The sequence below is a fragment of the Methylorubrum salsuginis genome (assembly GCF_900114375.1).
GTDB lineage: Bacteria > Pseudomonadota > Alphaproteobacteria > Rhizobiales > Beijerinckiaceae > Methylobacterium > Methylobacterium salsuginis.
Genome location: NZ_FOSV01000002.1, coordinates 400,700 through 427,069, shown reverse-complemented (window position 1 = coordinate 427,069; position 26,370 = coordinate 400,700). Strand labels below are relative to the sequence as shown.

General features: G+C 68.8%; 20 protein-coding genes and 1 tRNA gene. 13 read left to right on the top strand and 8 right to left on the bottom strand.

What is annotated here, in order from left to right:
- Positions 1-4: 4 nt before the first annotated feature.
- From BM140_RS04675 to BM140_RS04655, 5 genes are all read left to right on the top strand, one after another.
- Positions 5-277 (top strand): hypothetical protein, encoded by a 273-nt coding sequence (locus BM140_RS04675; RefSeq protein WP_244535290.1) that lies wholly within the window; start codon positions 5-7, stop codon positions 275-277.
- Entirely contained in the window at positions 274-1,659 is a 1,386-nt protein-coding gene (locus tag BM140_RS04670; RefSeq protein WP_244535289.1) for a hypothetical protein, read from the top strand. Before BM140_RS04675 ends, BM140_RS04670 begins: the two co-directional genes overlap by 4 nt.
- Positions 1,660-1,692: 33 nt before the next feature.
- The gene (locus BM140_RS04665; RefSeq protein WP_091942457.1) at positions 1,693-4,791 is read left to right on the top strand and encodes a hypothetical protein; all 3,099 of its coding nucleotides are present in this window, start codon (positions 1,693-1,695) and stop codon (positions 4,789-4,791) included.
- Entirely contained in the window at positions 4,788-6,449 is a 1,662-nt protein-coding gene (locus BM140_RS04660; RefSeq protein WP_091942455.1) for a hypothetical protein, read from the top strand. Before BM140_RS04665 ends, BM140_RS04660 begins: the two co-directional genes overlap by 4 nt.
- Positions 6,450-6,756: 307 nt before the next feature.
- Positions 6,757-8,586: a reverse transcriptase family protein gene (locus tag BM140_RS04655; protein ID WP_091942453.1), complete on the top strand. Its 1,830-nt coding sequence runs from the start codon at positions 6,757-6,759 to the stop codon at positions 8,584-8,586.
- 179 nt (positions 8,587-8,765) lie between these two features.
- Here BM140_RS04655 and BM140_RS04650 read toward each other — a convergent pair.
- From BM140_RS04650 to BM140_RS04630, 5 genes are all read right to left on the bottom strand, one after another.
- Positions 8,766-8,852, bottom strand: a tRNA-Leu gene (locus BM140_RS04650).
- Positions 8,853-8,887: 35 nt separating this feature from the next.
- Positions 8,888-10,078, bottom strand: coding sequence for an FAD-dependent monooxygenase (locus BM140_RS04645; RefSeq protein ID WP_091942451.1), 1,191 nt, complete (start codon positions 10,076-10,078; stop codon positions 8,888-8,890).
- 8 nt (positions 10,079-10,086) lie between these two features.
- On the bottom strand, positions 10,087-10,359 hold the full coding sequence (locus BM140_RS04640) for a zinc-finger domain-containing protein (RefSeq protein ID WP_091942449.1): 273 nt from the start codon (positions 10,357-10,359) through the stop codon (positions 10,087-10,089).
- 179 nt (positions 10,360-10,538) lie between these two features.
- Entirely contained in the window at positions 10,539-10,859 is a 321-nt protein-coding gene (locus tag BM140_RS04635; protein ID WP_244535288.1) for a hypothetical protein, read from the bottom strand.
- Between the two features lie 110 nt (positions 10,860-10,969).
- The gene (locus tag BM140_RS04630) at positions 10,970-11,854 is read right to left on the bottom strand and encodes a hypothetical protein (protein ID WP_091942448.1); all 885 of its coding nucleotides are present in this window, start codon (positions 11,852-11,854) and stop codon (positions 10,970-10,972) included.
- Between the two features lie 455 nt (positions 11,855-12,309).
- Between BM140_RS04630 and BM140_RS04625 the strand changes: the two genes are divergently transcribed.
- Both BM140_RS04625 and BM140_RS04620 read left to right on the top strand, forming a co-directional pair.
- Positions 12,310-14,010: an RNA-directed DNA polymerase gene (locus BM140_RS04625; RefSeq protein WP_091942734.1), complete on the top strand. Its 1,701-nt coding sequence runs from the start codon at positions 12,310-12,312 to the stop codon at positions 14,008-14,010.
- Entirely contained in the window at positions 14,003-15,547 is a 1,545-nt protein-coding gene (locus tag BM140_RS04620) for a DNA polymerase (RefSeq protein WP_091942446.1), read from the top strand. The genes BM140_RS04625 and BM140_RS04620 overlap by 8 nt, the downstream gene beginning before the upstream one ends.
- A gap of 90 nt (positions 15,548-15,637) precedes the next feature.
- Here the strand turns inward: BM140_RS04620 and BM140_RS04615 are convergent, their stop codons facing one another.
- A complete protein-coding gene (locus BM140_RS04615; RefSeq protein ID WP_091942444.1) occupies positions 15,638-17,410 on the bottom strand; it encodes a hybrid sensor histidine kinase/response regulator in 1,773 nt (590 codons plus the stop codon).
- A gap of 414 nt (positions 17,411-17,824) precedes the next feature.
- On the opposite strand from BM140_RS04615, the gene BM140_RS04610 reads away from it, so the two are divergent.
- From BM140_RS04610 to cysE, 6 genes are all read left to right on the top strand, one after another.
- Positions 17,825-18,571: a response regulator gene (locus BM140_RS04610; RefSeq protein WP_091942442.1), complete on the top strand. Its 747-nt coding sequence runs from the start codon at positions 17,825-17,827 to the stop codon at positions 18,569-18,571.
- Between the two features lie 153 nt (positions 18,572-18,724).
- A complete protein-coding gene (locus BM140_RS04605; protein ID WP_244535287.1) occupies positions 18,725-18,997 on the top strand; it encodes a hypothetical protein in 273 nt (90 codons plus the stop codon).
- A gap of 10 nt (positions 18,998-19,007) precedes the next feature.
- Positions 19,008-19,217 (top strand): hypothetical protein, encoded by a 210-nt coding sequence (locus BM140_RS04600; protein ID WP_091942440.1) that lies wholly within the window; start codon positions 19,008-19,010, stop codon positions 19,215-19,217.
- Positions 19,218-19,362: 145 nt separating this feature from the next.
- Positions 19,363-21,654 carry a sensor histidine kinase gene (locus BM140_RS04595; protein WP_091942438.1) on the top strand — a complete coding sequence of 764 codons (2,292 nt, stop codon included), beginning with the start codon at positions 19,363-19,365 and terminating at the stop codon, positions 21,652-21,654.
- A gap of 555 nt (positions 21,655-22,209) precedes the next feature.
- Positions 22,210-23,109: a helix-turn-helix transcriptional regulator gene (locus BM140_RS04590; protein ID WP_091942436.1), complete on the top strand. Its 900-nt coding sequence runs from the start codon at positions 22,210-22,212 to the stop codon at positions 23,107-23,109.
- Positions 23,110-23,497: 388 nt separating this feature from the next.
- Entirely contained in the window at positions 23,498-24,355 is an 858-nt protein-coding gene (gene cysE, locus BM140_RS04585; RefSeq protein ID WP_091942434.1) for a serine O-acetyltransferase, read from the top strand.
- 139 nt (positions 24,356-24,494) lie between these two features.
- Here cysE and prfH read toward each other — a convergent pair whose 3' ends face one another.
- Complete coding sequence (gene prfH / locus BM140_RS04580; protein ID WP_091942432.1) at positions 24,495-25,106, bottom strand: peptide chain release factor H; 612 nt, start codon at positions 25,104-25,106, stop codon at positions 24,495-24,497.
- Positions 25,103-26,248: an RNA ligase RtcB family protein gene (locus BM140_RS04575; protein WP_091942430.1), complete on the bottom strand. Its 1,146-nt coding sequence runs from the start codon at positions 26,246-26,248 to the stop codon at positions 25,103-25,105. The genes prfH and BM140_RS04575 overlap by 4 nt, the downstream gene beginning before the upstream one ends.
- Positions 26,249-26,370: the final 122 nt, after the last annotated feature.

The window sequence follows — 26,370 nt, the reverse complement described above, 5'->3', positions numbered from 1 at the left end:
CACGATGCTGATCCTGGGGCTCGCCGTCACGCTGATCGTCTGGACGCCCGCGCTGCTGCTCGGGCTCGGCATCGGGCTGGCCGTCCTCACCGGCTGCCATGTCGATGAGGGCAACCGGCACCCTTGCGTGATCTGCGGCCTCGATCTCGGCGGGCTGCTCTACACGCTCCACGTCATGGGCTGGCTGATGATCCCGATGCTGCCGTTCATGGGGATCACGATCCTGGTCGGGCTCTGGATGGGCCTGTCTGCGCTGGCGGGGGCTCGGTGGGCATGAGGCGCAGAGGAGCCTTCACGAGGCGCGCGATCCGGTGCCTCGGCCTGGCGCTGGTGCTGGCGGCGAGCTCCGCCTTTGCGCAGGACGCCGGACCGGTCACGCCGCTGCCCTTCGCCTCGACGCCGGATCTGCGTGCCGCCACGCTCGCCCGCGAAATCGAGGCCTTGCGCGCGACGAATCCGATCGCCGCCGCGGAGACCGCCCGCGAGATGGCGCGGCACGACTACGACACGATCTTCCGCGGCTTCCTCGACGGCACGCCCCTGCGCCCGGACGATGCCGGCGACGTGCTCGCGGCCTTCGTGGCGCTCCAGTGGATGGTCGCCAACGATTCCATGACCGAGCCGAGCCCCTCGGCGCTCCGAGCGATCCGCCAAACCTTCGTCGCGCCGCTGGCGGGCAAGCCGCCGCTGTCGCAGGCGGGTGCCCGCGCCGCCTTCGCCGAACGGGTGAAGCTGCGCATGGTGCTCCACCACGCCGGCTGGAAGGCCGCCAAGCAGCTCGGCGTGCTGCCGCGCTTCCTCGCCACCCTGTCGAACGAATTCATCCCGGCCGCCAAGCTCCAGGCGCTGGCGCTCACCGACGAGGGGCTGGTGGGCAAAGGCGCCCGCCGGTCGGCACCGCCGCCGAGGGAGGCGCCTCCGCCCGTCGCCGACGCCCGTCCGACACCGCCGCCGAACTCCGTCGCGCCGCCCCCGGACGCGGCGCAGCCGCCGCGCTTTGCTGCCAACTGGGACGCGGTCGAGGGCGTATATTTCCGCTCCACCACCGGCTTCGGCGTCGGTGGGATGATGACCATCGACTTCGAGCCGCTGATCTTCCTGCGCGACGGCACGACTTACGAGATCACCGACACGGCGCTCGAAGATGTCGATCTCGCGGCCGAGCGACTCGCCAAGCCGCGCCGGTTCGGGCGCTGGACGCGCACCGCCAAGGGCTTCGTGCTGACGGATCACAAGGGCCGTTCGAACGATTACGCGCTCGGCGACGGCAGCTTCTTCCGCGCCTTCCCGGCCGCCTCGGGCGAGACCGTGAAGCGGGCCTACCGGCGGCTCTCGGGCGGCGGCAACAGCGCCATGGGCGGCAGCGTCACGGTCGCGGTCGAGAGCCGCTACGACTTCCGCCCGGACGGCAGCTACGGCCGCGGCGGCTCGGTCGGCGCGATCAATTCGGGCGCCGACACCGGCGTCGGCACCGCGATCGGCCGGCGCCGCGCGCCGGAGGGCGGGCGCTACGCCCTCGACCGCCACACCCTAACCCTGACGGGGGCGGACGGGCGCAGCCGGCGCGTGTTCTTCGCCTATGGCTCGCAGAAGGAGCCGCCCGAGATCGACCGCGACATGATCTTCATCGGCAACGACGTGTTCTCGTCCGATGAGTGAAGCCCCCACCCGCCCCTCGGTCCGGAGGCCGGCATGAGACTCGTCCGCAAAGCCGCCCTCCACCTGCGCGAGGGCACCTCCGACAAGGTCTACGAGGTCGAGCTCGTCGAGAACGACGCGGTCGAGGGCCCCGCGCGCTTCCTCGTGAACACCCGCCACGGGCGCCGCGGCGCGTCGCTGCGCGAGGGCACGAAGACCGCGCAGGCCGTCTCCGCCGAGGCGGCCCAGAAGATCTTCGACAGCGTCGTCGTGTCGAAGCTCAACGGCGGCTACCGCCGCACCGATCTCCCCGCCGGCGACCTGCCGCCGGCCGCTGCGATGCCGGAGGGCCGCGACGGCGTGCTGCTGGCCCGGCTCGCGGCCTGTCGGCGGGAGCGGTGGTCCGAGCGCGACCGCGCCCGTCTGCTCTGGCGCATCGGTCAGCTGCGGATCGCGGCGGCGACGCCGGCGTTGATCGCCTTGGCCGCGGAACTCGGTCCGGCCCAAGCCCCCTACACCCTGGTCTGGGCGCTCGCCCGAGCCGGAGGCGAGGCCGCCCGGCCGGCGCTGAACGACATCGCCGCCGGCAGCGACAGCGTCGCGACCCGCGATCTCGCCCGCTTCGCCCTCGCGACGGAGGCCCCCGCGCAGGCCGATGCGGACCTGCCCGACGCGGTCGCCCGCGCGGCCGGGGCCGGCGACGTCGACGGTCTGTGCGACGCCCTCGATGCGCTCGCCTTCAGCAAGCCGGCCCGGGTCGGGCCCGCCCTGGTGGCGCTCGGGCGCCGGGCGCGCCGTGAACCGGGCCTGCACGCCGCGCTCTGCGCCGCGATCCCCCGCCTGCCGGCCCGGCCGCCCTACCTCATCGGCCTGCGCCGCCTGTTCAAGCAGGCCGAGATGGCCGACGATTCCGGCCTGTTCGCCGCCACCGCCTACCGCTTCGAGACGGCGGAACCGATGTACTGGCGCGGCCCGAACCACGTCTACGTGCCGGAGCGTCGCCAGTCCCTCCCCCGCGACAGCCTTCGCTACGGCTCCGACGCTTCGCTCGGCCTGTCGACGGCGACGCACGATTACCTGCGCCGCCGCATCTGGCGGGCCCTGCGCAAGCGCGGCGAGGTCGGCGATCCGGCCTTCGCCGCGATGGCGGCGGACTACCTCCTGTCCCTGCGCCCGGAGGATCTGAAGCCCCGACAGGCCTGGACCTCCTGGGTGCGCCGGCCGGGTCAGGCCTGGGGTCGCGAGCGCCGCGCCTACGGGCCGCTCGGTCATCACTGGACCGCGAGCCAACTCCTGTACCGGAACGCCCCCGGGGCGAGCCCGCGCCCCAAATCGCTGCGCTTCGTCGAGACGGCCGAGCCCGATCCGGAGAGCCGCGACGAGGCCTTCCCCGATCTGTGGAGCGCCCGGCCCGATCTCGCCCTGCGGCTCGCGGTGGAGACGGAAATCGCGCCCGTGGCGATGCTGGGCGTGCGGGTGCTGCGCGCCGACGCGTCCGCCCGCGAGGCCCTGACGCCGGCCGAACTCGGCCGCCTGCTCGCCGCGCCGGTCACCTCCGCGCAACGCCTCGGCTTCGACACCGCCCGCGACCGGCTCGCCCGCGGCGCGGCCGCGCCCGATCTGCTGGCGGCGCTGATCGCCGCCCGCCTGCCCGAGGCCCGCGACCTCGCACTCCAGCGGATCGAGACCGATCCCACCCTGCCGTGGTCGCACGAATCCCTCGCCTTCGCCTTGCTGACGAGCCCCGAGCCGGGGGTCGCGGCGGCGGTGGTTCGCCTCGCGGATCGCGGCGTCCCGACCGCGGCGGCCACCGCGCTCGGCGCACGGCTGACGGCCTGGCTCGCCACGATGCCGCCGGTGCCCGACGCGACGGCGCAAGCGGCGATCGGGGCCGTGCGCGCCGGTCTCGCGGCCCTCCGGCCGGCTCACGACTGGCCGCTGGCGCCCGACAGCGTCATGCCGCTGCTCCGCCATCCCGCGCCGGAGGTGGTGGCCGCCGGCCTCGATCTGCTGACGCGCTCCGGCACCGAGGCCGACCGCCTGCCCCCGGACCTCTGGGACGCGCTGATCGGATCGGATTCGGAAACGGTTCAGGCGGCGGCCCTCAGGCTGCTGGCGCGCTCCGACGATGCACGGCTCGCGGCGCAGGCCGCGCGCGTTCTGGCCGTGGCGAGCGGCCCGTCGCCCGCGCTCAGGGTCGCCGCCCGTCCCCTGGTCGTGCGCCTCGCAAGCCTCGATCCGGCCCTGGCCGAGCGCCTCGCGCGGGACCTGATCGACACCCTGTTCCGCACCGCGCCGGACGAGGCCTATCCGGGCGACATCGTCGCGCTCCTGACCGAAGCGATGCCGGGTCCGCTGGCCGCCCTCGATCCCGGCACGGTCTGGCGGCTCGCGCAAGGACGGGCCAAGGGCGCTCAGCTGCTCGGGGGGAGCGTGCTCGTCGAGCGCCCGCCCGGCCTGTTCAGCGTGCGCCAGATCGCCCGGCTCGGCGGCCATCCGCATGTCGCCGTGCGGCGTTGGGCGATGGCCGCCTACGAGGCCGAGCCCGCCCGCTTCCAGGCGCAGGCCGAGGACGCGGTGCTGCTGATCGAGAGCGACTGGCCCGACGTGACCGCCTTCGCCCGCGCCCATTTCGAGACCTGGCCCGAAGCGGCCTGGACGCCCGCCGCGCTGGCGATCGTCACCGACAGCGTCCGGCCGGAGGTGCTGGCCTTCGCCCGCACGCTGCTGCGCAGCCGCCTGCGGCCCGGCGACGCCGAGGCGCAGTTGCTCCGCCTGCTCGAACACCCCTCCCCCTCCATGCATCTCCTCGTCACCGAGATGCTGACCGAGGCGGCGATCGCGAGCGAGGCGGCCTTCGCCCGGCTGATCCCGCTCGCCCGCATCGTCATGCTGCAGGTGCTGAAGGGCCGGGTCGCCAAGGACCGGATGGCGGCCTTCCTGCGGGCGCAGGCCGTGGGACATCGCGAGCGGGCCGAGCGGCTGCTGCCGCTCTTTTCCGACCTGTCGCTGAGCGGCACCGCCCGCGACCGCGCCGCCGCGATCCTGGCGCTCCGCGACATCGCCGACGCCCATCCCGGCCTCGACACCCCGCTCGCCCGGCGCCCGCCGGAACAGCGGGTCGATGGCGCGCGCCCGGAGGCCGCCCGATGAACGTCGTCCACCGCTATCTCGGGCAGAGCCGGGCCGAGTCCGATGCGGGCGCGACCCGGCTCGACTTCGCCCCCGATACGTTGCGTCCACCGACCTTCTTCACCGGCAAGGTCGCCCGCCACCTGCCGTTCCGCGAGGCGATCTCGGCACTGCACCACGTCGTGGTGTCGGACCTGCGCTTCAAGCCGAAGGACCGCACGGCCTACCTCGCGTGGCTCCAGGCCAACGAGCAGCAATTGCTCGCCGAAGCGTTGATCGAGCGCGACGCGGTGCGAGCCGAGATCGAGGCCCTGCGTCGGGAAGCGCAGCAGATCGATCTGCGCTCCGGCGCCATCATGGGGCCGTTCTACCGAGCCCGGAAGCGCTACTTCGACCACCTCTACAAGGAGAACCTCGACGCCTGGATCGTGCTCGATCCGGTCATCACCGTGCATCCCGACGAGATTTTCTTCGAGGCGTTCAGCCTCGACGAATCGAGCTACGGGCGCCTGTCCTGCGACCACGACACGTTCGAGCGCGTCGGCGCCATGGCCTACGGCACCACCAACATCGATTACAGCCACGCCCTCTACGACGAATTCCAGAAGATCCGCAGCTACCGCGACACCGAGCTGTCGATCGATCCGACCGGCTTCGAGGTCCAGACCGGAGGCGAGGCCGCCTATCGCGAGGACAAGATCGAGCTGCCCGATTCGTGGATGCGCGGCTTCCTTCAGGTGTCGAGCGCGATGGCCCAGCCCGCCTTCACGGTCGATCTCCACCCCATGGACCTGCACGCGATCCTGACCCGGCTCGGTGCCCGGCGGGAGCGGCACGGGCCGCGCTCGCTGCGCTTCCTCTTGGAGCCCGACCGGCCGGTCAGCGTCGTGATCGAGCCCTGGAACGAGCGCCTGACCTTCCGCCGCTCGATCTACCGGGGCGGCGGCGCCGAGATCCGGCTCTGGGGCCGGCGGCGGCTCGCCATTCTGGCGCGTGCCCTGCCGCTCGCGAAATCCGTGCGGCTGCACCTGCTCGGCACCGGGATGCCGTCCTTTGCCGTTCTGGATTTCGGAGGCTTGCGCTTCACGCTGGGCCTGTCGGGCTGGACCGCCAACGACTGGTCGCGCGCCGGGCAGTTCGACCTGCTGGCCCCCCGCAAGGATGTCGATGCCGACACCGCCGCCCGCGTCTTCGCCGCGCTCGGACGGCGCCATCTCGCCAGCGCCGCGGTGCTGGCCGCCGATACCGGCCTCGCCCGCTCCACCGTCGAGGCGGCGCTCGGCGGATACGTCCAGGCCGGGCGCGCGATGTTCGACCTCGACAAGCGGGTCTACCGCCTGCGCGAACTCACCCGCGAGCCGCTGGATGCGGGCGCGCTGCGCTTCGCCTCGGAGCAGGAGGCCAAGGCCGACCGCTTCGTCGAGGCCGGGCTCGTCGCCCTCGATCCCGTCCGCCACGCCGACGGGCTGCGCTGGCTCACCGGCACGGTGCTCGACGACGGGTCGCCGCTGCGCCCCACCGTCGAGATCGATGCCGACGACCGCATGGTCGGCGGCTCCTGTGCTTGCGGCTTCTACCTCCGCAACCGGCTGATGCGCGGCCCCTGCGAGCACATGCTGGCGCTCCGCCGCTTCTTCCACGCACAGGTCGAGGGCAAGCCGATGGGGCGACAAGCGTGAGGGATCGGCGATTGATGCCGGCGCGCACCCGGTCTAGATTCACCGCCACGAGGGGCGCCGTGCCGGGCGGACCTTGCATCCTGGGCGGCGTTTCGCCGTCCCTGCACCCTGCCCGGCAAAGCGTCACCGGCCCGCTCTTCACTGGGCCGGCACTGACCACCCCGCACGGTTCGCGGTTTGGGTTCGCCGAACCCAAACCGTGCGGGGTGGTCGTGCCGGCATCGAGTGGAGCGCGCCGGTCCCGAGACTTGACGAAGGCATCCCGGCCGGCGTCCCTCGCACCGCTTCCCGCTTTCGGGGGCTGCCCATGAGCGCGCAGCCCGGCTCGCTGACCCGCCAGCAGCTCTACGACCGCATCCGTGAATCCTCGAAGGATGAGGTGATCCTCGAGGAGATGATCCGCCTCGGCTTCTGGCCGGACGGGGCGGACCAGCCGAACCTCCCCGACGACCTGATCCGCCGCCGCGGCGAGATTTCCCGAGAGCTCGCCGACCTGCACCGGCGCGAGGCGCTGTGGCGCGATCCCGACGCGGCGCTGAAGGAGATGCATCGCCGCCGCAAGAAGGCGGCCCTGGAGCGCCGCCGCGAGACCAAGCTGCGCAACGCCCGCACCCGTCACGAGCGGGCGCTGGCTTGGCACGCGCGGCGCGACGAGGACGTGCTCCATCTCGGCGAAGGCGTCTCCGGCGGGCTCTCCGCGAAGGACGAGGCGGGACGCGAGCCGGGACCGGGCCTGCCGAGGCTGGAGAGCCCGAAGGCGCTGGCGCAGGCCATGGGAATCCCGCTCGGCGAACTGCGCTTCCTCGCCTACGACCGGGCGGTCGCGACGGTGAGCCACTATCGGCGCTTCACCATCCCGAAGAAGACCGGCGGCACCCGCCTGATCTCGGCGCCGATGCCGCGGCTGAAGCGAGCGCAGTACTGGGTGCTCGACGCGCTGCTGGCCCACGCCCCCGTTCACGGGGCCGCCCACGGTTTCGTGCCGGGCCGCTCGATCGTGACGAATGCCAGCGCCCATGTCGGGCGCGACGTGGTGGTCAACCTCGACCTCAAGGACTTCTTCCCGACGCTCGACTATCGCCGGGTCAAGGGCAAGTTCCGGGGCCTCGGCTATGCCGAGCCGGTCGCGACCGTGCTGGCGCTCCTCTGCACCGAGCCGGACACCGACGCCATCGAGATCGACGGACAGCGCCTCCATGCCGCGCGCGGCCCCCGCCGCCTGCCGCAGGGCGCGCCGACGAGCCCGGCCCTGACCAACCTGATCTGTACCCGTCTCGACCGGCGCCTCACCGGCCTCGCGGAGAGCCTAGGCTTCACCTATACGCGCTACGCGGACGACCTCACCTTTTCGGCCTCCGGCGAGGCCGCGGACAAGGTCGGCCCTCTTCTCAAATATGTCGGCGCGATCGTCGCGGCCGAGGGTTTCACCGTCCATCCCGACAAGACCCGGGTGATGCGGCGGGGCCGCCATCAGGAGGTGACCGGGCTGACCGTGAACGAGCGGGTCGGCGTCCCCCGCGAGACCCTGCGCCGCTTCCGCGCGCTCCTGCACGCCCTCGACCGGCACGGGCCCGCCGGCCGCAGCTGGGGCCGCTCTTCCGGGGACGGCGTGTTCAGGGCTGCCCTGGGCTTTGCCCAATTCGTCCGGATGGTGACGCCCGAGACCGGGGCTCCGCTCGTGGCGCAGGCACGCCGTCTGGCCGAACGCCACGGCATGGCGCAGGGCGAAGCCGGTCGTCCGCCGCGCCCGGCGTTCCGCCAGCGATCCGCGCAAGGGCTCGCCCCCCTCGACCGCTGGTGGAGGCCGGCGGAGCCGCCCCTCCCGCTGCCCGATCCGATCCTCATCGAGGTCGAAGTCGAGAAACCCGAAGCCGCCGAGCGCCGCCCCGCTGCCCCGGGCCGCAGCGGCCTGCCCTCGATCGGCCGTCCGAGGCCCACGGACGGCGGAAGCTCGGGCGACACCCCCGCTCCCCTCTCGGAGACGGATCCCACGGACGGGCGCATGAAGCCGTGGATGGCCGTGCTCGGGGTGTTCGTCCTGTTCCAGGCCGGCGCCCTCGTGCATCCCGTCCTCGGCCTCCTCGTCCTCCTGACCGCCGTGGCGATCGGCGTGCGGCGCTGGCTCCGTCGCCGCTGAATATTCCGGCGCGCGGCCAATCGGGCGTGCCCCAAGGGTCACGTCCGGCCACAGCCCGCGCGAGGCGGTGGATGTGATCGGTCTCGCTACGTTCGGGCGGCGTGGCGGAGGGGCAAGGGAGCGCCGAAAAACACCGTGCGGCCAGCATGTTACTGGCGGCACTCGCAAATTCAAGAGATTGGTGCGGACGGCGGGACTCGAACCCGCATGGCCGTGGGGCCGCAAGATTTTAAGTCTCGTGCGTCTACCGGTTCCGCCACGTCCGCTCGGCCGCCAGCGGTAGCCGGGCGATGGCGCCAGATCAAGCGGCGGGCGGGGTCCAGCCGTAGAGCCACGCGTAGCGCGCGGCCATGCCCTCGGGGCCGAGCCGGGCCATCACCGCGTCGCGGGCGAGCCCGACGAGGCGGCCCGCATGGTAGACGCGGCCGTTGCGCCGCGCCGCCCGCTGCACCGCCGCGACCCGCTCGGCCCGGGCGGCGGCATAGGCCTTGAGCGCGGCCGGCACGTCGGCCTGGGCGGAGAGCTGGGCGGCCAGCACCGCCGCGTCCTCGATGGCGAGGGCCGCCCCCTGCGCCAGGAACGGCAGGACCGGATGGGCGGCGTCGCCCAGAAGCGCGATCCGGCCCCGCGCCATCGGCCGGGCGGCGGGGCGATCGACCAGCGACCACACCATCCAGGCATCCGGCGTTCGGAGCAAGTCGGCGAGCGGGGCGGCGGCATCGGGGAAATGGTCGCGCAGGGCCGCCGGGTCGCCGATGCGGCCCCAATCCTCGTCGCCGTCCCGCTCGGGGGCGATGGCGACGACGTTGAGGCGCTTGCCGCCGCCGACCGGGTAATGGACCACGTGCCGCCCGGCCCCGAGCCAGAGCCCGGTCTCGTCGCCCTGGAAGGCGTCCGGCGCGGCCTCCCGCGGGATCAGGGCGCGCCAGGCCGCCTGCCGGTGCAGCCGCAGCGGCCGTTGGTCGAAGCGGGCGCGCAGGGTCGAGCGCACCCCATCGGCCCCAACCAGCAGATCGGCCCGCAGGCGCTCGCTCTTGCCCCCGTCGATGCCCGACACGGTGAGGTCGATCCCGTCCGGCCCCTCGGACAAATCGGTGATCTCGCGGCCGACGCCGAGGCGGATGCCCGCGCGCCCGCGCACGGCGTCGAGGAGCAGCGTCTGCAGGTCGGCCCGGTGGATGACGTAATAGGGCGCGCCGTGCCGCTCGCGGATCGCGGCCCCCAGCCGGATGCCGCCGATCGTCTTGCCGGTGGTGAGCGCCCGCACCCGCACGCCCGGCGGCGCGTCGGCGGCCCGGCGCAGGGCCGCGCCAAGGCCGAGGCCGATCAGCACCGCGCTGGCATTGGGCGAGAGCTGGAGCCCCGCCCCCACCTCGGAGAAGCCGGTGCGCCGCTCGATCAGCGTGACGGTATGGCCCGCGCCCGCCAGCGCCAGCGACGCGGTGAGCCCGCCGATGCCGGCGCCCACGACCGCGATGGAAAGGCCGCTCACGGGCGGGGTCAGGCGGCCTGCGTGCCCCGGCCGATGCCGTCGGCCGCCTCGGTCCAGACGCAGGCCGCCGGCTCGGCCGCGCCGGCCTTCAGCCGGGCGTCGTAGCGGAACAGCGTCGAGCAGTACTGGCAGATGATCTCGGTGTCGGCGCCCATGTCGAGGAAGACGTGCGGATGGTCGAACGGCGGCAGCGCGCCGATGCACATGAACTCCTTCGAGCCCACCGCGACCACCCGCAGGCCGGGCTGGTTGTGGAAGTGCGGAACGCCCTTGTCGGCCATCTCAGGTCCCTGCTCTCGCCCCGCCCCTCGCCTCTCGGGACGGTCGGGTCCACGGTCTAACCCGCGCGCACGCTCCCGGCTAGAGCATCCTCCCGGAGACCGGATCGGGGCGATGCCCTAGCCCCTTGCGCCGCATCGGCTTTTCCCGAAAGCCGGAAATCCCCCTGCGGAACGGGGCTCTAGCGCGGCCGGTTCTCGCCGCAGGAGTCGCAGATGCTGTCGAGCACGCCGTCGAGCCGCTTCTGGCGCTCGGTGCGCGCGGTCGGGTCGTGATCGGGGGCGGCGTCGCGGCCCGGCGGCACGGTCTGGCCGCTGCCGGCGCGGTAGGGGGCGTTGACCGTGGTCTCCGGCCCGCCGCCGGTGCCGGTGATGGGCGCCGCGCCGGCCGATCCGAGGGCGACCACCCCGAAGACCGGCCCGGCCAGCGCCAGCCCCCACCGCGCTCCCAACCGCGCCCGCTGCCGCGCCCGCGCGCCCACACCCAAAACCGTCCGCGTCATCCCTCTCTCCGATCGTCCGCGCCTGAGGCGCCCGTGGAATCCGGCCGAGGCCTTCGAAGGGTTGACGGGTGGGGCGGCGCCGATGATCCGGATGCGCGGCGCGGGGCGTGCTACGGCGCACGGATGCGGGGCTCCCAGACCCGTGGCGCACCAGCCGCCCGCCCCGGCGCGAACGCCGCCGCGGTCCCGTGCGCCGCGCCGTGCGGGTCCGCGGGCCGAGCCCCCTGCGGGCCCCCCGGCCCCGCCGGCTCGCCCCCGGCGATCCCCTCGGCCCACGGATCGCCCGCCGCCCCGGTCCCGTCCCCGGCCGCCCGTCCGGTGTCCGATGCCCCTTCCAATGCCCCTTGCGATGCCCCTTGCGCCGCCGCCGCATTCCGGGCCGCGAACGCCGCGTAGCGCCGGACGAGGTCGGCGCGCAGGGCCACGAGGTCGAGCCGCCCGTCGCCGCCGCCCTCGTCGTCCCCCGCCCCCCGGCCCTCGGAGGGCGGCTCGACCTCGTCCAGCAGCTTCTTCAGGCCGACGAGGTTGCGCAGCATCTTGGCGGTGTCGAGCTTTCCGGCCCGTTCCAGCCGGACCAAGATATCCTGGCGCCCGCGGGCGGCGAGCAGCCCGTCGAGTTCGCCGATCTGCCGGGCGAGGTGGACGCGCAGAGCCGCCCGCAAGGAGCCGTCCGGCCCCGCCCGGCGCTGCGCCCGCCCGACCGCGGATTGCGGCGTGATCGTCTCCGACAGGCCGCAGGCGCGAAACAGCGATTCGGCCCGGTCGCGCCGCGCGCCCAAGGCCTCGGCGAGGTCCCCCGGATCGACGCCGGGCACCCGCGCCACCCGGGCGAGCGCGGCGACCCGCGCCTGCGACCATTTTTGCGGCCGATGCGCCTCCCGCGCCCGCAGCACCGCCGGCCGCCAGTTCTGCACGAGGTTCCACCGGCACACGGTGGAATAGGGCACGCCAGTGCGCGCCGCGATCTCCTGCGGGGTCAGATCGCTCCCCCGCATAAGATCGGCCACATCCCGGCGCACCGCCGGACCATGACGGGGAGCCCAGGCCATGGCTTTGGCCCTCTTTTGCGAGTTTGGATTTTTGGGATGGTACGGAGGTTAGCCGGAGGAGCGGGGCGCTGTCAAGGCATATTATCCTATTCAAGGAATTTTGATAGACGTAGCGTTCGCGATGAGGACTACCGCCGACTGTCCGGGTGCCAGCCCAAATCATTCTGCAACCATCGAGCAACCACTTGCGAACGACGGCTGTCTCTGGGAAGGTACATCCATGGCTTCCAACCTAGTTGGCACGCACAAACCGCAGAATGAAATAGCGACGATCTGATTTGGAGCTAAAATCGGATGCGAAAATTTGTGACAATAACCCCTATTGCGTGAGCTATCGCTCAAGATCGATTAAGCTAAGAGCCCATGATAGTTGATGTTGATATCCATTGGGAACGCGTACGGTGCCAAACCGCAGCCAACAAGATGAAGATCCTGATTATGCAATCAAAGCAACCTTCTGGGAAAAGGGTCAGGCGCTAGGTTTCCCTATCAATTTTAACCTTGTTCTCAAGCATCTGCGACAGGACATGAGGGATGACTGGTATTATGACTGCCTACAGTACGAAGATTTATTCAACAATCCAGACGAAACAAAGCGTATAATACTTTCTCTTTTGCAGGATTGGAACGGTATTTACTGCGGAACCCGTAGCGTTGTGAGAAATATCCCCAAAAAAGGGTATGGCGAAAGATATGGATTAGAGACGGATTTTTTTGATCGATTTCTATATCAGGCAATTTGTAGCTTTCTTATTCCATACTACGATAAAATCCTTAGTCATCGAGTTCTTAGCTACCGCTATGACCCCGCGCCGCCAAATCAAAAGTACTTATTTAAAAATAAGATCGACCGCTGGTTTACGTTTGAGGGAGTGACACTCACGTTTGCTCGATCCAATCAATATCTACTTGTAACAGATCTGAGCAACTTCTTCGAAAATATATCTCGCGTTCAGATTGTTAAATCACTGGAAGAGGCTATCCCAGAAATAATATCGACAGGACCAGAAAAACTTCACATCCGTAACGCAATTGCGACGCTAGAGCGCCTACTTGAACAATGGATGTTCAGCCGCGATCATGGCTTGCCGCAAAACCGAGATGCATCCGCTTTCTTGTCGAATATTTTACTTTCATCCGTCGACAAGGAAATGACGAGAAAAGGCTACGACTACTATAGATATGTAGATGATATTCGTGTACTAGCCAGCACAGAGCTTCAAGCGCGTCGCGCATTGCAAGATCTAATCAGAGAGCTCAGAAAGATTGGCTTAAACATAAATGCCAGTAAGACGGAAATATTACCGCCAAACGTTAACAAGAGCACGCTTTTCGAATATTTTCCATCACAAGACAGCTCGACGGTTGCCATAAATCAAATGTGGCAATCTAGAAGCCGCAGGATCGTAACACGTTCCATCGATTATATATTTAAGATGCTAACTAGCTGCATAGAATCGGGAGATACTCAGTCGCGACAATTTCGGTTTGCTGTGAATCGTGTGGCGCAGATCGTAGAATCGGGACTTTTCGAAATTGGCGACGCCCTTTCGAACACCCTCCTTGATACGCTTTCGCGCTCCCTATCAGAGCATGCCGTTTCTACCGATCAATACTGTAGGTTGATATCTACTCTCGATCGAGAAGGCCGGTGCCTACCAGCACTCGAAGCATTTCTCTTAGAGGAAGAGGGCGCAATTCACGACTGGCAAAACTACAATATATGGATGCTATTAGGAGCACAAAAGCATCACTCTAAACAATTAATTGAACTTGCTGATCGAAAGCTAAAAGAAGACGTAAGATCAGGAGAGGCTGGGAGCATTCTGATTTGGCTTCGCTGCATCGGAGAACTTAATTCTGTGCGAGGTTGCATTGAAAAATTTGGAACGTTACCCTATCAAAACGCACGTTATTTTTTGATCGCTTCTGCTGCTCTGCAAAAGGACGATTTGAAGCCCCTGCATGGTCACGTGCCAGCGCACCTCAAAGGCACTGCCGCAAGAGCCGAGCGACACACAAATGAAGAGGGCCTCCCTTTCGCAAGACGGGAAAAGCCCAACCTGATCAATCTTGTTGACGAGGTCAGCGAATATGACTGACATAACCTGGAAGATTTTTATTTTTTTAAAAGATTTCACCGGAAAGGGGGCGGATATCTTTTACTGGTATGATGGCGAACAACTAATTGATACCAATGCTCAGGGCGTTTCTGATTTCCAGGGAATCGTGGTCTGCCATGATTTTTGGATTATAAGGGACGAGATATATGACAAGACAGGCAAATTGCCAAATAGAATAGTAGATTTAGACGAGTTTCGCATATCAATTAGCGGCATACCAAGCGATCGTCTTGAACGCGAGAAAAATGATGTAACTGCGGTGCTAGGACAATATGGCGCTGAGCAAGATATTTGCTTAGCCTATAAACAGATTTTGAACAAAATCATACCGTTTGACTCGGCGATCGTGCTGAAAGCAGCAAAAGCCTTATCCAAAATGTATGAGAAATTAATCGAACAATCCGATGAGGCCGACGAAAAGGATCGCTTCTTCAATATAGAATTGCCGGTATATTGTCTTCTTCAAAGCTCAATGACTGCTGGAATTGCCATCAACAAGCATCTTTTGTCTAGTATGCGCGCAGAAGCGGAACATGAATACTTTTCAAGGCTTAAAGCGTACTCCGACAGGCACAACATGCCTTTGGAGACTCCCAGCAAATCAAGCTTAGAAGCAAAACTGCGCCTGGATGGATTTGAAATAGACGGCGTCTCGATCGACTACCTTCTGGAGTATGTTCCACACCAGCATGACTTCGGCAGCGACACCATAGCGCTACAGGCAGCCGATACTGCTCGACGAGTACTTGGCTCTCTCACCCTATCAACAGCAACCCTTAGGCCTGTCATTGATGTGTTCGGCTCACGAACATCTCGCATCCACCTGCGCAGCCCGAGCCTACAGAATATCCCTAAAAAATATCGCAGCATAATTACTGCGCATCGAGATAATAAATTGAGCTACGTCGACTTTGATCAATATGAAGTTGGTATAATGGCGGCGCTTTCCGACGACGCCGAACTGTTAAAACTTTATGAGGCGGGCGATATGTATGATATATTTGCCACCGAACATTTAGGGTTAATTAATAATAGGAAGGCAGCTAAGCAGCTATTTCTATCGTACGCCTATGGAATGAGCAGAAAAGCCCTCATTGATGCAGCGGTCTCATTAGGAGCCGATAGGACAAAAGCCAAGAATGCCCTTGGCCTATTTAAGCAATATGAGGCCTGGAAAAAGACAATATGGTCCGATTTCCAAGAAAAAAATTGCATAAAAACGTTGCTTGGCAATCGACATGTACGCGAAAGGAGTGGTGCGCTTTCAAGTAAAGAACAGAGGTCGTCAGTAAGCCAGGTCGTACAGGGCACAGCTTCACTTATTTTCAAACAAACCCTGCTGGATGTTGGGAGCATAGATGATGTTAAAATTGTCTTGCCGATGCATGACGCATTGCTGTTTGAGCACAAACTTGATGAAACTCCAACCACTGTGGTGCGAATATTTGAGAATACAATGACAACTCTACTCAATGGACGGATCAAAGGTAAAGCGTCAGTAGCTAACTTTTGCTAAAAATTTGGTACGTTCCGCCCCCATAAGGCGTTGTTACGATTTTGTAAAGCTCAGAAAAATTCGAAAATCCATATTTGAGCTGAGATTATATCACTGAACATTGGATCCCTCCCCCACCGCCTCCTCCGGAAACCGCATCAAAAACGTCGCCCCCCTCCCCGGCCCGTCCGAAAACGCCTCCGCCCGGCCGCCGTGCAGTTCGGCGATGCGTTTGACGATGGAGAGGCCCAATCCCGTCGAGCCCTCGCCGCCGGTGGGTTTGGCGGAGAGGCGTTGGAAGCGGCCGAACAGGCGGGCGGCGTCCTCCGGGGAGAGGCCGGGGCCCTCGTCGGTGACGGCGACGACGGGGGCGCCGGCCTCGCGGCGCACCGCCACCGTGATCGCGCCGCCGGGCTGCGAGTACTTGATCGCGTTCGAGACGAGGTTGTCGAGCGCCTCGCGCAGGCGCTCGGCGTCGCCGCTCAGCGGGAGGGCGTCGGGGAGCTGCGTCGTCAGGCGCTGGCCCTTGGCCTCGGCGAGCGGCCGGTTGGCCTCGCACACCTCGCGGGCCAGCCCCGCGAGGTCCACGGCCTCGCGCCGCAGGGTGATGTCGAGGGCGTCGTTCATCGCATCCGCCATCAGGCTGTCGATCATGCCGATCAGCCGGGTGGCGGAGGCGCGCACCTGCTCGACCTGCGTCGTCATCGCGGCCTTGGCCGGCGGCCCCGCCTCGGGCGCCAGGGCGATCAGGTCGGCCAGCATCTCGGAGCGGCCCAGGATGACCGCCAGGGGGTTTTTGAGGTCGTGGGCGACGGTGCCCAAAATCTCGGTCTTGAGGGTGTTGGCCCGGCGCAGGTCCGAGCGCTGCAGGGCCAGCCGCCGGTTCGCCCGGATCAGCTCGGCGGTGCGCTCCGTCACCCGCTGCTCCAGGGTGACGTTGGCCCGCTGCAATTGCTCGTAGAGGATCACGTTGTCGAAGGCGATGGAGAGCCGCCCGGTCAGCAGGGTGATCAGCGCCCGGTCGGTGTCGGAGAGCGGGCGGTCGGCGTCGATCAGCGCCACGATCTCGCGCCCGCTCGCGGTCCGGACGTAGAGCGTCGAGCCGCGCTCGCTGAAATGGTGTTGACGCGCCGCGAAGGCCGCCTCGACCACGGTGCGGATTTTTTCGTCAAGCGATTCGGGGGCGCCGCCGGCCGCGCCGCCGTAGAGCCCCGATCCGGCCAGCACGCTGAACCCGCCCGCGCCCGCGTCGGTGTCACCCTCGCGCAACACCAGGATTCCGGCGCATTCGGCGTTGAGCAGCGAGGCGACCTGCGTCAGCACCCCCTCGGCGAGGCGTTGCATCGACTTCTGATCGAGCAGCATCGGGGCCGCGTCGATGATGATCTCGAGCCCGCGGCGTGTCTCGTCCAGCCGCTTCAGCTGCTGGTAGGCCCTCAGCGCCGCGGTCAGGCTGGTGAACAGCCGGTCGGCGGTCAGCTCGGTCTTCGCCTTGTAATCGTTGATGTCGTAATCGACGATCACCCGCCGCTCCGGCGCCTGCCCCGGCTGCCCGGTGCGCAGGATGATGCGGGTGGTCTCCTCCTTCAGCTCCCGGCGGATATACTCGACGAGATCGAGCCCGGCCTCGTCCGTCTCCATCACCACGTCGAGCAGGACGATGGCGATATCTCGCCGCTGCGCCAACAGGTTACGGGCTTCCGCCGCGGAGTGGGCGGACAGGATCTCGAGGCCCCGCCCGTCGAGTTCGTAGCCGGCCAGGGCGTAGCGGGTGCCCTCGTGCACCGCCGGGTCGTCGTCGACCAGCGCGATGGTCCAGGGGCCGGCGCGGGGACCGGCGGGCGGCACCTCGTCGGGCATCAGTTCGAGCAGGTCGTCGTCCATGGTCGCCCCTCGGCCGCGCCTTCCGACGGCGCCGGCCCACCGCCGCGTCTCGCCCTAGCCTACCCCGCGCGCGGTTCGCGACCGCACCGAGCCGGACAGGCCGCGATTGAGCGAAGGAACCGTGGTGAAAGCGGGGCGGGCTCTTCGGATGTCACCGGCAAAGGGCGGCGCCAAGCATTGGTCGAGACGGCCGGATCGTCCGCCGGACGCGAGATGCGAGAGCGATCTTCTGTGCGAGAGCGGCGCGGATGCGTCGCCAAGCGTCGAGGCTTCGGGCATGGTGGCCAAAGAGTTGCAACACCGTCCCCGAACGGGCGGGCGACACCGACATTCGACCGAGGAAAGCTTCACGCCGATGGCGCAGGTCGTCCCTCCGGCCCCTCAAACCTTGCCGGCTCACGGAACCGCGCCACGATGACCGGAACCGCCGGATCCGGCCCGCACATCGTCGTGGTGGACGACGAGCCCGACGCCCGCGCCATGGTCGGCGACTACCTGCGCCTGCACGGCTTCGACGTGGCGCTCTGCGACGGCGGCCGCGCCCTGCGGGCGCATCTCTCTGAGCGCGCCCCCGCCCTGATCGTGCTCGACCTCAACATGCCGGAGGAGGACGGGCTGTCGATCGTGCGCGATCTGAAGGCGCGCAGCCGCATCCCGATCATCATGCTCACCGCCACCGCAAGCCCGATCGACCGGGTGGTCGGGCTCGAACTCGGCGCCGACGACTATCTGCCCAAGCCCTGCGAATTGCGCGAACTCGTCGCCCGGGTGCGCTCGGTGCTGCGCCGGGCGCAGGGAACGCCCGCCCCGCCCAGGGCCGAGGCGCCGGAACCGGCGGAGGCGCCCGCCCGGCGGGTGCGGTTCGGGACGAAGTGGCTCGAACTCGATGCCGTGCGCCTGCGCGACGACCACGGCGTCGAGCAGCCGCTGACCCGCTCGGAATTCGATCTGCTCAAGGCCTTCGCCGACCATCCGAAGCGCGCGCTCTCCCGCGAGCGCCTGCTCGACCTCGCCGACGCCCGCGACCCGGACGCCTTCGACCGGGCGATCGACGTGCGCATCAACCGCATCCGCAAGAAGGTCGAGCCCGATCCGGCCAACCCGCGCTTCATCCGCACGGTGCGGGGCCTCGGCTACGTCTTCCGCCCGGAGGGGGACTGAGGGCACCTGTTAACGAATTGTTACGTCGGTGCCCCGGCGACGCAACAGAAGGCTCTCGATCCCGTGATCCTGTGACGGACGACGAAAAACCCCGGACATGCGGGCTCCCTAGAAGGCTCCCATCGACGACGGCACGAGCCGCGGGGGGATGTCATGCAGGAATGGATTTCGATCGTCGCCGTGAGCGCCGTGCTCTCGGCGGGTCTGGTGGCCGGCCGCGCCGCGGCAGATTCGGTCGAGGCGGCCCCGTCCGCCACGGCGACCTGGAGCGAACCGCCGGCCAGGGCCGAGCCCAGGACGGTCGCCGAAGCCAGGGGCGAGGCCGCCATCGGGCCGGCCTGCACGGCCGACGCCTGGGCCTCGCTTCCTTCGATCTGCCACTCGCAGGGTCGCCCCGTGCGCGTCATCGCCCTCTCCCGGCGCTGAGGAGGGAGCGATGTCGCATTTCTCGAAGGACCTCCTCGACGCCGCCCCCGAGACCCTGGCGGCCCTGCGCGATCTCCTGCACGGCAGCGGCGCGGAGAACCGGCGGGGCGGGCGTGCCCCCTCCGTGCCGCCCGGCAAGGAAGGCCGCACCGTCGGCGGCAAGGCCGGCCGCGCGGCGCCGGTGCGCAGGCGCGGCTCCCCCGCCTCGATCCGGGCATGAGAGCGGGCGGCCCCATCGCCACACGACGAACCGGCGGATGACGGTTCGGGGTGGGCGGCGGGAAGCCCTTGTGGCGCCGCGCGTTTCCGGCAACGATCCGTCGCATCGGTCAACCGCTCGTCGAAGGGCATTGCGCGGGTCGAGGATGCGGGTCGGGCGGAAGATTGCCCTCGTCGGCGGTGTCCCGATCCTGGTCGCCGCGGCCATCGCGGCGGCGGGCTGGGTGCTGCTGGCCCAGGAGCAGCGCGCCCGCAGCGGCGCCTTGCTCGCGGTCCGCATCTACCACGATCTGACCGTCGCCCGGACCGAGCGCGAGGCCTATGTCGCGGCCCGCCCGGACGAGCGCGCGGCGCGGGAGACGCGCTTCTTCGCGCTCACCGGCGATGCGCGGCGCGGCCTCGACGCGCTGAAGAGCGATGTCCGCACCAGGGGCCAGGCCGAGCGGATCGCCTCGGCGCAACGGACGCTCGACCGCTCGACCGAGCGGATGCGGGCGCTGGCGGCCGTGACACGCGAGAACGACGACCTTGTCGCCGAGATGGTCCGGCGCACGGCTCGGCTGATCGCGTTGGCCGATCAGGCGCGGCTGCGCCAGCAGGATGCGAATGCCGACCTCGCCCGGACGCTGGCCCGGCAGGTGGAGCGATTGCGCACCGCCCGCGAGACGGTGGCGCGCATCAACGCCCTATCGGTCGTCCTGACGCGCCTCGACCTTGCCGAGGCACGCGTCGTCGCGGGCCAATCCGCCGATGCGCCCTCTCCCGGTCTGGCCCGGGCCGGGGCCGATCTCATAGCAGCCCTGGAAGCGTCGGGCCGGGACGGCGATGCGGCGGCACTGGCACCGCTGCTCGCGGCCCGCACAGATGGACGGGACACGGACGGAGCGCTGACGCGGCGCATCGAACATCTGCTCACGGTCGTCTCGTCGGAGCAGCGAGCGTTGCACGACGAGGTGACACGGCTCCTCGCCCAGGCGATCGCCGCCGACGAGGCGGGCGAGGCGACGCAGAACATCGGCATCAGCGCGCTCACGCTCGGCCAGCGCACCGCCGAGGCCCTGAACCGGCGCGATCCGCAGGAGGCGAGCGCCCTGCTGGCGGAGGGCGAGCGACTCGCGGGCCGAGCGGCCCATCTGCCGATCCCGCCGCGGATCCAGGGCGACATGATCGAGGCGATCGACGGCTGGCGCACCCGGCTCGCCACGACGGTCGAGGGCGTGACGCGCCAGAACGCGATGATCGCCGAGATGGACGCCCTGGCCCAGGCGATGAGCGACAGCGCCAACGCCCTCAACGACATCGCCCTGGAGGATGCCGACCGCTTCGGCGAGTTCCTGCGCCAGCTCCTCCTCGTCGGGGCGGCGGGCGGCCTGCTGATCGGCGCGGTCGTGGCCCTCGCCGTCGCCCGGTCGATCCTGGTCCCGTTGCGCCAGCTCCAGGGCGACATGATCGCGCTGGCCGCCGACCCGAAGGCGGCCGGGCTCTCCGGCACGCGGAGGGCGGACGAGCTCGGCGACATCGCCCGGGCCACCCACTTCTTCGTCACCGAGATCGGCCGGCGCGAGCGGGCGTTGCGCCGGGCCAAGGATCAGGCCGACGCGGCGCTCCAGGACCTGCGCCAGGCCCAGGACGACCTGATCCGCGCCGAAAAGCTCGCCTCCCTGGGCCAGCTGGTGGCGGGCGTGGCGCACGAGATCAACACGCCGCTCGGCATCGCGCTGACGACGGCGACGCTGGTGCGCGACGAGACGAAAGCCTTCCAGGCGGTGGTGGCCGCCGGCACCCTGTCGCGCTCGCGCCTGACCCACTTCGTCGACCGCGTCGGCGAGGGCGCCCAGCTCCTCGCCTCCAACCTGACCCGTGCAGCCGACCTCGTCCACGGCTTCAAGCAGGTCGCCGTGGATCGGGCGAGCGACGAGCGCCGCAGCTTCGCCCTCGACGTGTGGCTCGACGAGTTGCTGACGAGCCTGCAGCCGATGCTGCGCAAGGGCGGCCACCGCGTCCATCCGGATTGCCCGCCGGGCCTCACCGTCGATACCTATCCGGGCGTGCTGGCGCAGGTCGTCACCAACCTCGTCGCCAACGCCGTGGTGCACGGCTTCGCCGAGAGGAAGTCCGCCGCTCCCGGCAGCATCGTCGTGCGGGTCCAGGCTGCGGGCGCGCTCGTACGGATCGAGGTCGCCGATGACGGCGCCGGCATCCCGCCGGAGAATCTCGGACGCATCTTCGATCCGTTCTTCACCACCGCCCGCTCCCGCGGCAGCACCGGGCTCGGGATGCACATCGTCCACAACCTCGTCACGGTGAAGCTGCAGGGCCGCATCGCCGTCGAGAGCGAGCCCGGAATGGGCACGACGGTGCGAGTCGAGTTCCCCCGCGACGTGCCGGGAGGCGAGCGGCCGCCCCTGCGGGCGCCGGCCGGTGCGGGGGCGCCGTGAAACGTCTGTCTCTTGCCCTTCAGGCCGGACCGCTCGCCGTGCGCACTCGGCCGTCCTCGCCCCGGCGATGCGGCCGGGCCACCCGGCACCGATGCGCGGGAGCCCCCCACCGGCTTCGCGACGCCGGGCAGGCCCCCTATTGCCGCGCCCTGCTCCGGAGGCCGCTTGCCCCCGTCTCGGTCTGGATAGCGGCGCGGCGCACCGTCGCGGGCCTTCGCGTCGGATCCCTTCGGATGCTACCCTTCGAAGGCATCGGGCTCTCCGATCGGCTGCGGTCCCTCGCCGGGACCGGCCTCGTCGGTTCCGGTCAGGCGGGAGAAACCATCAAATATTTTATCCACCGCCGCGTTCGCATGGATGCCACGCCCGCGCTATGGGTTGCGAAGGCATGGCCATCGCGCCAGATGGGAATCTCGCTTTGCTGCATCTGCGAGATTCGGCCTGTGCATTGCGGCAGGCCTCGCCACGGGATTCGCGACCGGTTTGGGCACACGGTCTACGGGCGCATGGAGCGGACCATGAGTCGGGTATTCGGACGAGAGGTGGGTTGAGGCCATGACCGATGCGGCCCAACACGAGGCGGAGTTCCTGAACGAGCTGGGCCGGCGGGTGCGCCATGCCCGGACCGTGCGCGGACTCTCGCGCAAGCTGCTCTCCCAGACCTCCGGCCTGTCCGAGCGCTACATCGCCCAGCTCGAGGGCGGCCAGGGCAACGTCTCGATCATCCTGCTGCGGCGCGTGGCCAACGCCATGGGCATGCGCCTCGACGACCTCGTGGCGGCCCAGGAGACCTCTTCCGACTGGCGCGTGGTCCGCGATCTCCTGGAGCAGGCCAGTGCCGACCAGATCGCCCTCGCCAAGTCGGCGCTTGCGGGTTCGGCCAGCGTCGACAAACGCGTCGTGCGCCGCCGCGTGGCGGTGGTGGGCCTGCGCGGAGCCGGCAAGTCGACCCTCGGCCGCATGGCCGCGGCCCATCTCGGCTGGCGCTTCGTCGAGCTGAACACCGAGATCGAGCGCGAGAACGGCCTGTCCGTCGGCGAGATCTTCGCGATCTACGGCCAGGAAGGCTATCGCCGCCTGGAGCAGAAGGCCCTGCGCCAGCTCGCCGAGCATCCCGGCCCCATGGTGCTCGCCACCGGCGGCTCCATCGTCGCCGAGCCGCTGACCTACGATCTGCTGCTGTCCTCGTTCTACACCATTTGGCTGAAGGCGCGGCCCGAGGAGCATCTCCAGCGGGTGCGCGATCAGGGCCATGTCGAGGGCAAGGGCGACCCGACCTCGGTGCTGGAGGATCTACGCGCCGTGCTGCTCAGCCGCGAGCCGCTCTACGCCCGCGCCTCCGCCGTGGTGGACACCTCCGACGTGCCCGTGGACGTGATGGCCGGGCGTCTGATCGAGGTGATCGAATCGCGCTTCAGCGGCACCGACAACGGCGGCAAGCGGCCGGCGGCCTAGAGCACCGTCACGAAAGGTGGTTTCCGGCTTTCGGAAAAAGACGATGCGGCCCAAGAACGGGGAGCATCGTCCTGGATCCGATATCCAGGACGACGCTCTCAGTCGAGGTCCCAACGGTCTTGGCCTCGGCACGACCGAGGCCGCTGCGCCGGGCGCCCCTTCGCCCCGGATATCCGGCCGTGCCTCCTGTGAGCGATGGCGGGGTTGTCACGCGCGGGCTCTTGATGCGGGCGGCCCCGGACCCAAGCTGTACGACCATGCCGCGCCGCGTTAGGGATCGATCTCGCTCAGGCGCCGTCCGGGCGAGAGCGATCGTCCTTCAGCGAGTCGCCGAACAGGCCATTTGATCTCGCCTGCGCGAAAACCCGCTTCCGTCGAGGAGGAATGCATGTCCGCCAGTCCGTCGCTCAGCCCGGTCGGGCGCGAGGCGATCGCCGGCATCGTCGATCCGGTCTGGACGCGGATCCGGAGCGAGGCCGAAGCGGTCCTGCGCGACGAGCCGCAGCTCGCCTCCTTCTTCGTTGCCACGATCCTCAACCATCCGACGCTGGAGGCGGCCGTGGGCCACCGCGTCGCCGCGCGCCTCGGCCACGCCTCGCTCTCGACCGAACTCGTCGCCCACGGCTTCTACGAAGCGGTGAACGACGACCCCACCATCGGCCAGAGCATGCGCGCCGACATCCTCGCCGTGATGGACCGCGACCCGGCGACCACCCGGGCGATCGAGCCGCTGCTCTACTTCAAGGGCTTCCACGCCCTCCAGGCCCACCGCCTTGCCCATTGGTACTGGCACCAGGGCCGGCGCGACCTCGCCCTCTATCTCCAGAGCCGCTCGTCGGAGGTGTTCCAGACCGACATCCACCCCGCCGCCCGCATCGGCCGCGGCGTGTTCTTCGACCACGCCACCGGCGTCGTGGTCGGCTCGACCGCGGTGATCGAGGACGACGTGTCGATCCTGCACGCGGTGACGCTCGGCGGTACCGGCAAGCACGGCGGCGACCGCCACCCCAAGATCCGCCGCGGCGTGATGATCGGCGCGGGCGCCAAGATCCTGGGCAACATCGAGGTCGGCGCCTGCGCCCGTGTGGCCGCCGGCTCCGTGGTTTTGCGCCCGGTGCCGCCCCATACCACCGTCGTCGGCGTGCCGGCCCGCGTCGTCGGCGCGGCCGGCTGCGCCGAGCCCGCCCGCTCCATGGACCAGCTCGTGGCAATGAGCGAGTTCGTGGACATCGCCGGCGGGATCTGATCGCAGACCCGCGGCTCCGGAGCCTCGTCCCTCAAGGTGATTTCCGGCTTTCGGGAAAAGGACGATGCGGCACGAGCCCCTGGCGGATCGTGCCGGATACGGCATCCGGCACGATCCGCTCAGGCCGCGGGCCGCAGCCTCAAGCGCCGCGCAGGACCCTGACCGGGTTACCCCGCTCCAGGCCATCGTGACGCCTTTGCGCCTCGTCCTGGAGGGCGCCCCGCTCCAGGGCGGCGCGGATCTCGACGAGTTCGGCGAGCCGCTTCAGGGCGATGTCCCGGTTGCGGTGCTGCGAGCGCTCCTCCCGGGCGATGACCCGCAGGCCCGTCGGCCCGTGGATGGCGCGCACGGCGCTGTCGGTCGTGTTCTGGTGCTGCCCGCCGGGGCCGCCCGCCCGAAACGCCTCGAACCGCACATCCTGCGCCCGCACCGCCTCGGCCGCCGGGAGCGGCGGCAGGGCCGAGACCGAGACGAACCAGTTCTTGCGCCGATGGTGCGGGCGCACGGGACTCTGGGCGATCCACTGGATCGTCCCGGACCAAGCGGCGGCGACGCGCGCCGCCTCCGGCCCGTTCAGGACGAGCACGACCGAAGCCGGCCCGTGTCCCTGGGGATGGACCGGGCCGGCGATCTCGCACAGATCGAGGCCCACCGCCTCCGCCTCGCCGCGCAGCAGCCGCACGACCTTGCCCAGCGCGATCCGGCATTCCGCCGGCCCGCGCCCGCTGGTGATCAGGAGTTGCAGGCTCATCGGCCCCTCTCCTGTGCGCCCGCCCGCCGACCGATCGCGCTCAAGCCCGTCTTGAAGGTGACGAGCGGCCGGAACGTCGCCACCACTTCGACCAGGCCGAAGCGAACGAGGTCGTCGATCACCCGGTCGATCGCCTTGTAGGCATCGCCCGCCTCCTCGATCAGCAGGTTGCGGTCCTCGCAGACCACGAGCCCGCCGAAGGGGTTGCGCTTCAACCCCTCCCGCACCGAACGCACCCGCTCGATGCGGCCGTGCATCGAGCCCCGGTCGTGCTTACGGCCGGCGCCGTGGGCGAGGCAGGCCAGAGCGTCCGGGCTCGCTCCGGGGCGCGGGCGCACGAGATAGGAGAGCGTCTCCCGCGAGCCGGGGATCGGCACCAATCCCCGATCGGCCGGAGCCGCCCCCTTCCGGTGGAGGATGCCGCCCGCCGTCGGTTCCAGGAAGTTGTGGGGCAGGTCGGCCATCGGCTCGACCGCGCCGCGCAGGGCCTCGCCGGCCCGCTCGGCGATGATCGCCCGGTTCAGCCGCGCCCAGGCGACGGCGTGGTCGTGGGCGGCGCGATAGAGCTGCCCCGCCTCCGAGCCCGGCGCGAGCGGTCCGGCCTCCGTCCGGACCAGGGCTTCCAAGATCGAGGCGCCCAGCGCCCGTGAGCCGGAATGGACGAGAAGGTGGACCCGGTCGGGATCGATCCCCGCCTCCCGGCAGGCCGCCTCGTCCCGCAGCTCGTGGACGGCCTGCAGCTCGCAGAAGTGGTTGCCGGAGCCGATGCTGCCCAGGCCGACATCGTAGGGCGTCGGCGCGAGTCCGGCGGCCTCCATGCGCCCGGTTCGGTCTCCGTCCCAAGGCGCGTCGAGGGACTTGAGACGCTCGGCGACCTTGTCGGCGCGCAGCTTCTTCAGCTTCAGGTCGGTGCGGAATAGACCCATGCCGCAGCCGATATCCGACCCGACCAGGGGCGGATGGAGATCGGTCGCCAGCAGGCCCATGCCGACGGGACCGTACTTGCCCGGATGCAGGTCGGGCATCGCGGCGAGCGCGACGAGGTCCGGGATGGTTCGGGTGAGGTCTTCGAGTTGAGCGAGGGCGCTACCCTCAATCCATGCGCTTTCCGAGAAGAAGCGGTGAATGGTTCTGATCGTCAAATCGTCCGTGCTTTCATGTGGGAAGTCTCGGCGTGGCCGAGAACCCGCGGAGCGGGCGCGCGGCGGCTCGGTCGGTCGTCTGCCGGATTGCCTGGGTCATGCTCCGCCTCCATGAAAGCGTG

Bases quoted from the DNA above. Each gene is read 5' to 3' on its own strand.
- BM140_RS04675 (WP_244535290.1), top strand. From the start codon at position 5: ATGCTGATCCTGGGGCTCGCCGTCACGCTGATCGTCTGGACGCCCGCG.
- BM140_RS04670 (WP_244535289.1), top strand. From the start codon at position 274: ATGAGGCGCAGAGGAGCCTTCACGAGGCGCGCGATCCGGTGCCTCGGC.
- BM140_RS04665 (WP_091942457.1), top strand. From the start codon at position 1,693: ATGAGACTCGTCCGCAAAGCCGCCCTCCACCTGCGCGAGGGCACCTCC.
- BM140_RS04660 (WP_091942455.1), top strand. From the start codon at position 4,788: ATGAACGTCGTCCACCGCTATCTCGGGCAGAGCCGGGCCGAGTCCGAT.
- BM140_RS04655 (WP_091942453.1), top strand. From the start codon at position 6,757: ATGAGCGCGCAGCCCGGCTCGCTGACCCGCCAGCAGCTCTACGACCGC.
- BM140_RS04640 (WP_091942449.1), bottom strand. From the start codon at position 10,359: ATGGCCGACAAGGGCGTTCCGCACTTCCACAACCAGCCCGGCCTGCGG.
- BM140_RS04635 (WP_244535288.1), bottom strand. From the start codon at position 10,859: ATGACGCGGACGGTTTTGGGTGTGGGCGCGCGGGCGCGGCAGCGGGCG.
- BM140_RS04630 (WP_091942448.1), bottom strand. From the start codon at position 11,854: ATGCGGGGGAGCGATCTGACCCCGCAGGAGATCGCGGCGCGCACTGGC.
- BM140_RS04620 (WP_091942446.1), top strand. From the start codon at position 14,003: ATGACTGACATAACCTGGAAGATTTTTATTTTTTTAAAAGATTTCACC.
- BM140_RS04615 (WP_091942444.1), bottom strand. From the start codon at position 17,410: ATGGACGACGACCTGCTCGAACTGATGCCCGACGAGGTGCCGCCCGCC.
- BM140_RS04610 (WP_091942442.1), top strand. From the start codon at position 17,825: ATGACCGGAACCGCCGGATCCGGCCCGCACATCGTCGTGGTGGACGAC.
- BM140_RS04605 (WP_244535287.1), top strand. From the start codon at position 18,725: ATGCAGGAATGGATTTCGATCGTCGCCGTGAGCGCCGTGCTCTCGGCG.
- BM140_RS04600 (WP_091942440.1), top strand. From the start codon at position 19,008: ATGTCGCATTTCTCGAAGGACCTCCTCGACGCCGCCCCCGAGACCCTG.
- BM140_RS04595 (WP_091942438.1), top strand. From the start codon at position 19,363: ATGCGGGTCGGGCGGAAGATTGCCCTCGTCGGCGGTGTCCCGATCCTG.
- BM140_RS04590 (WP_091942436.1), top strand. From the start codon at position 22,210: ATGACCGATGCGGCCCAACACGAGGCGGAGTTCCTGAACGAGCTGGGC.
- cysE (WP_091942434.1), top strand. From the start codon at position 23,498: ATGTCCGCCAGTCCGTCGCTCAGCCCGGTCGGGCGCGAGGCGATCGCC.
- prfH (WP_091942432.1), bottom strand. From the start codon at position 25,106: ATGAGCCTGCAACTCCTGATCACCAGCGGGCGCGGGCCGGCGGAATGC.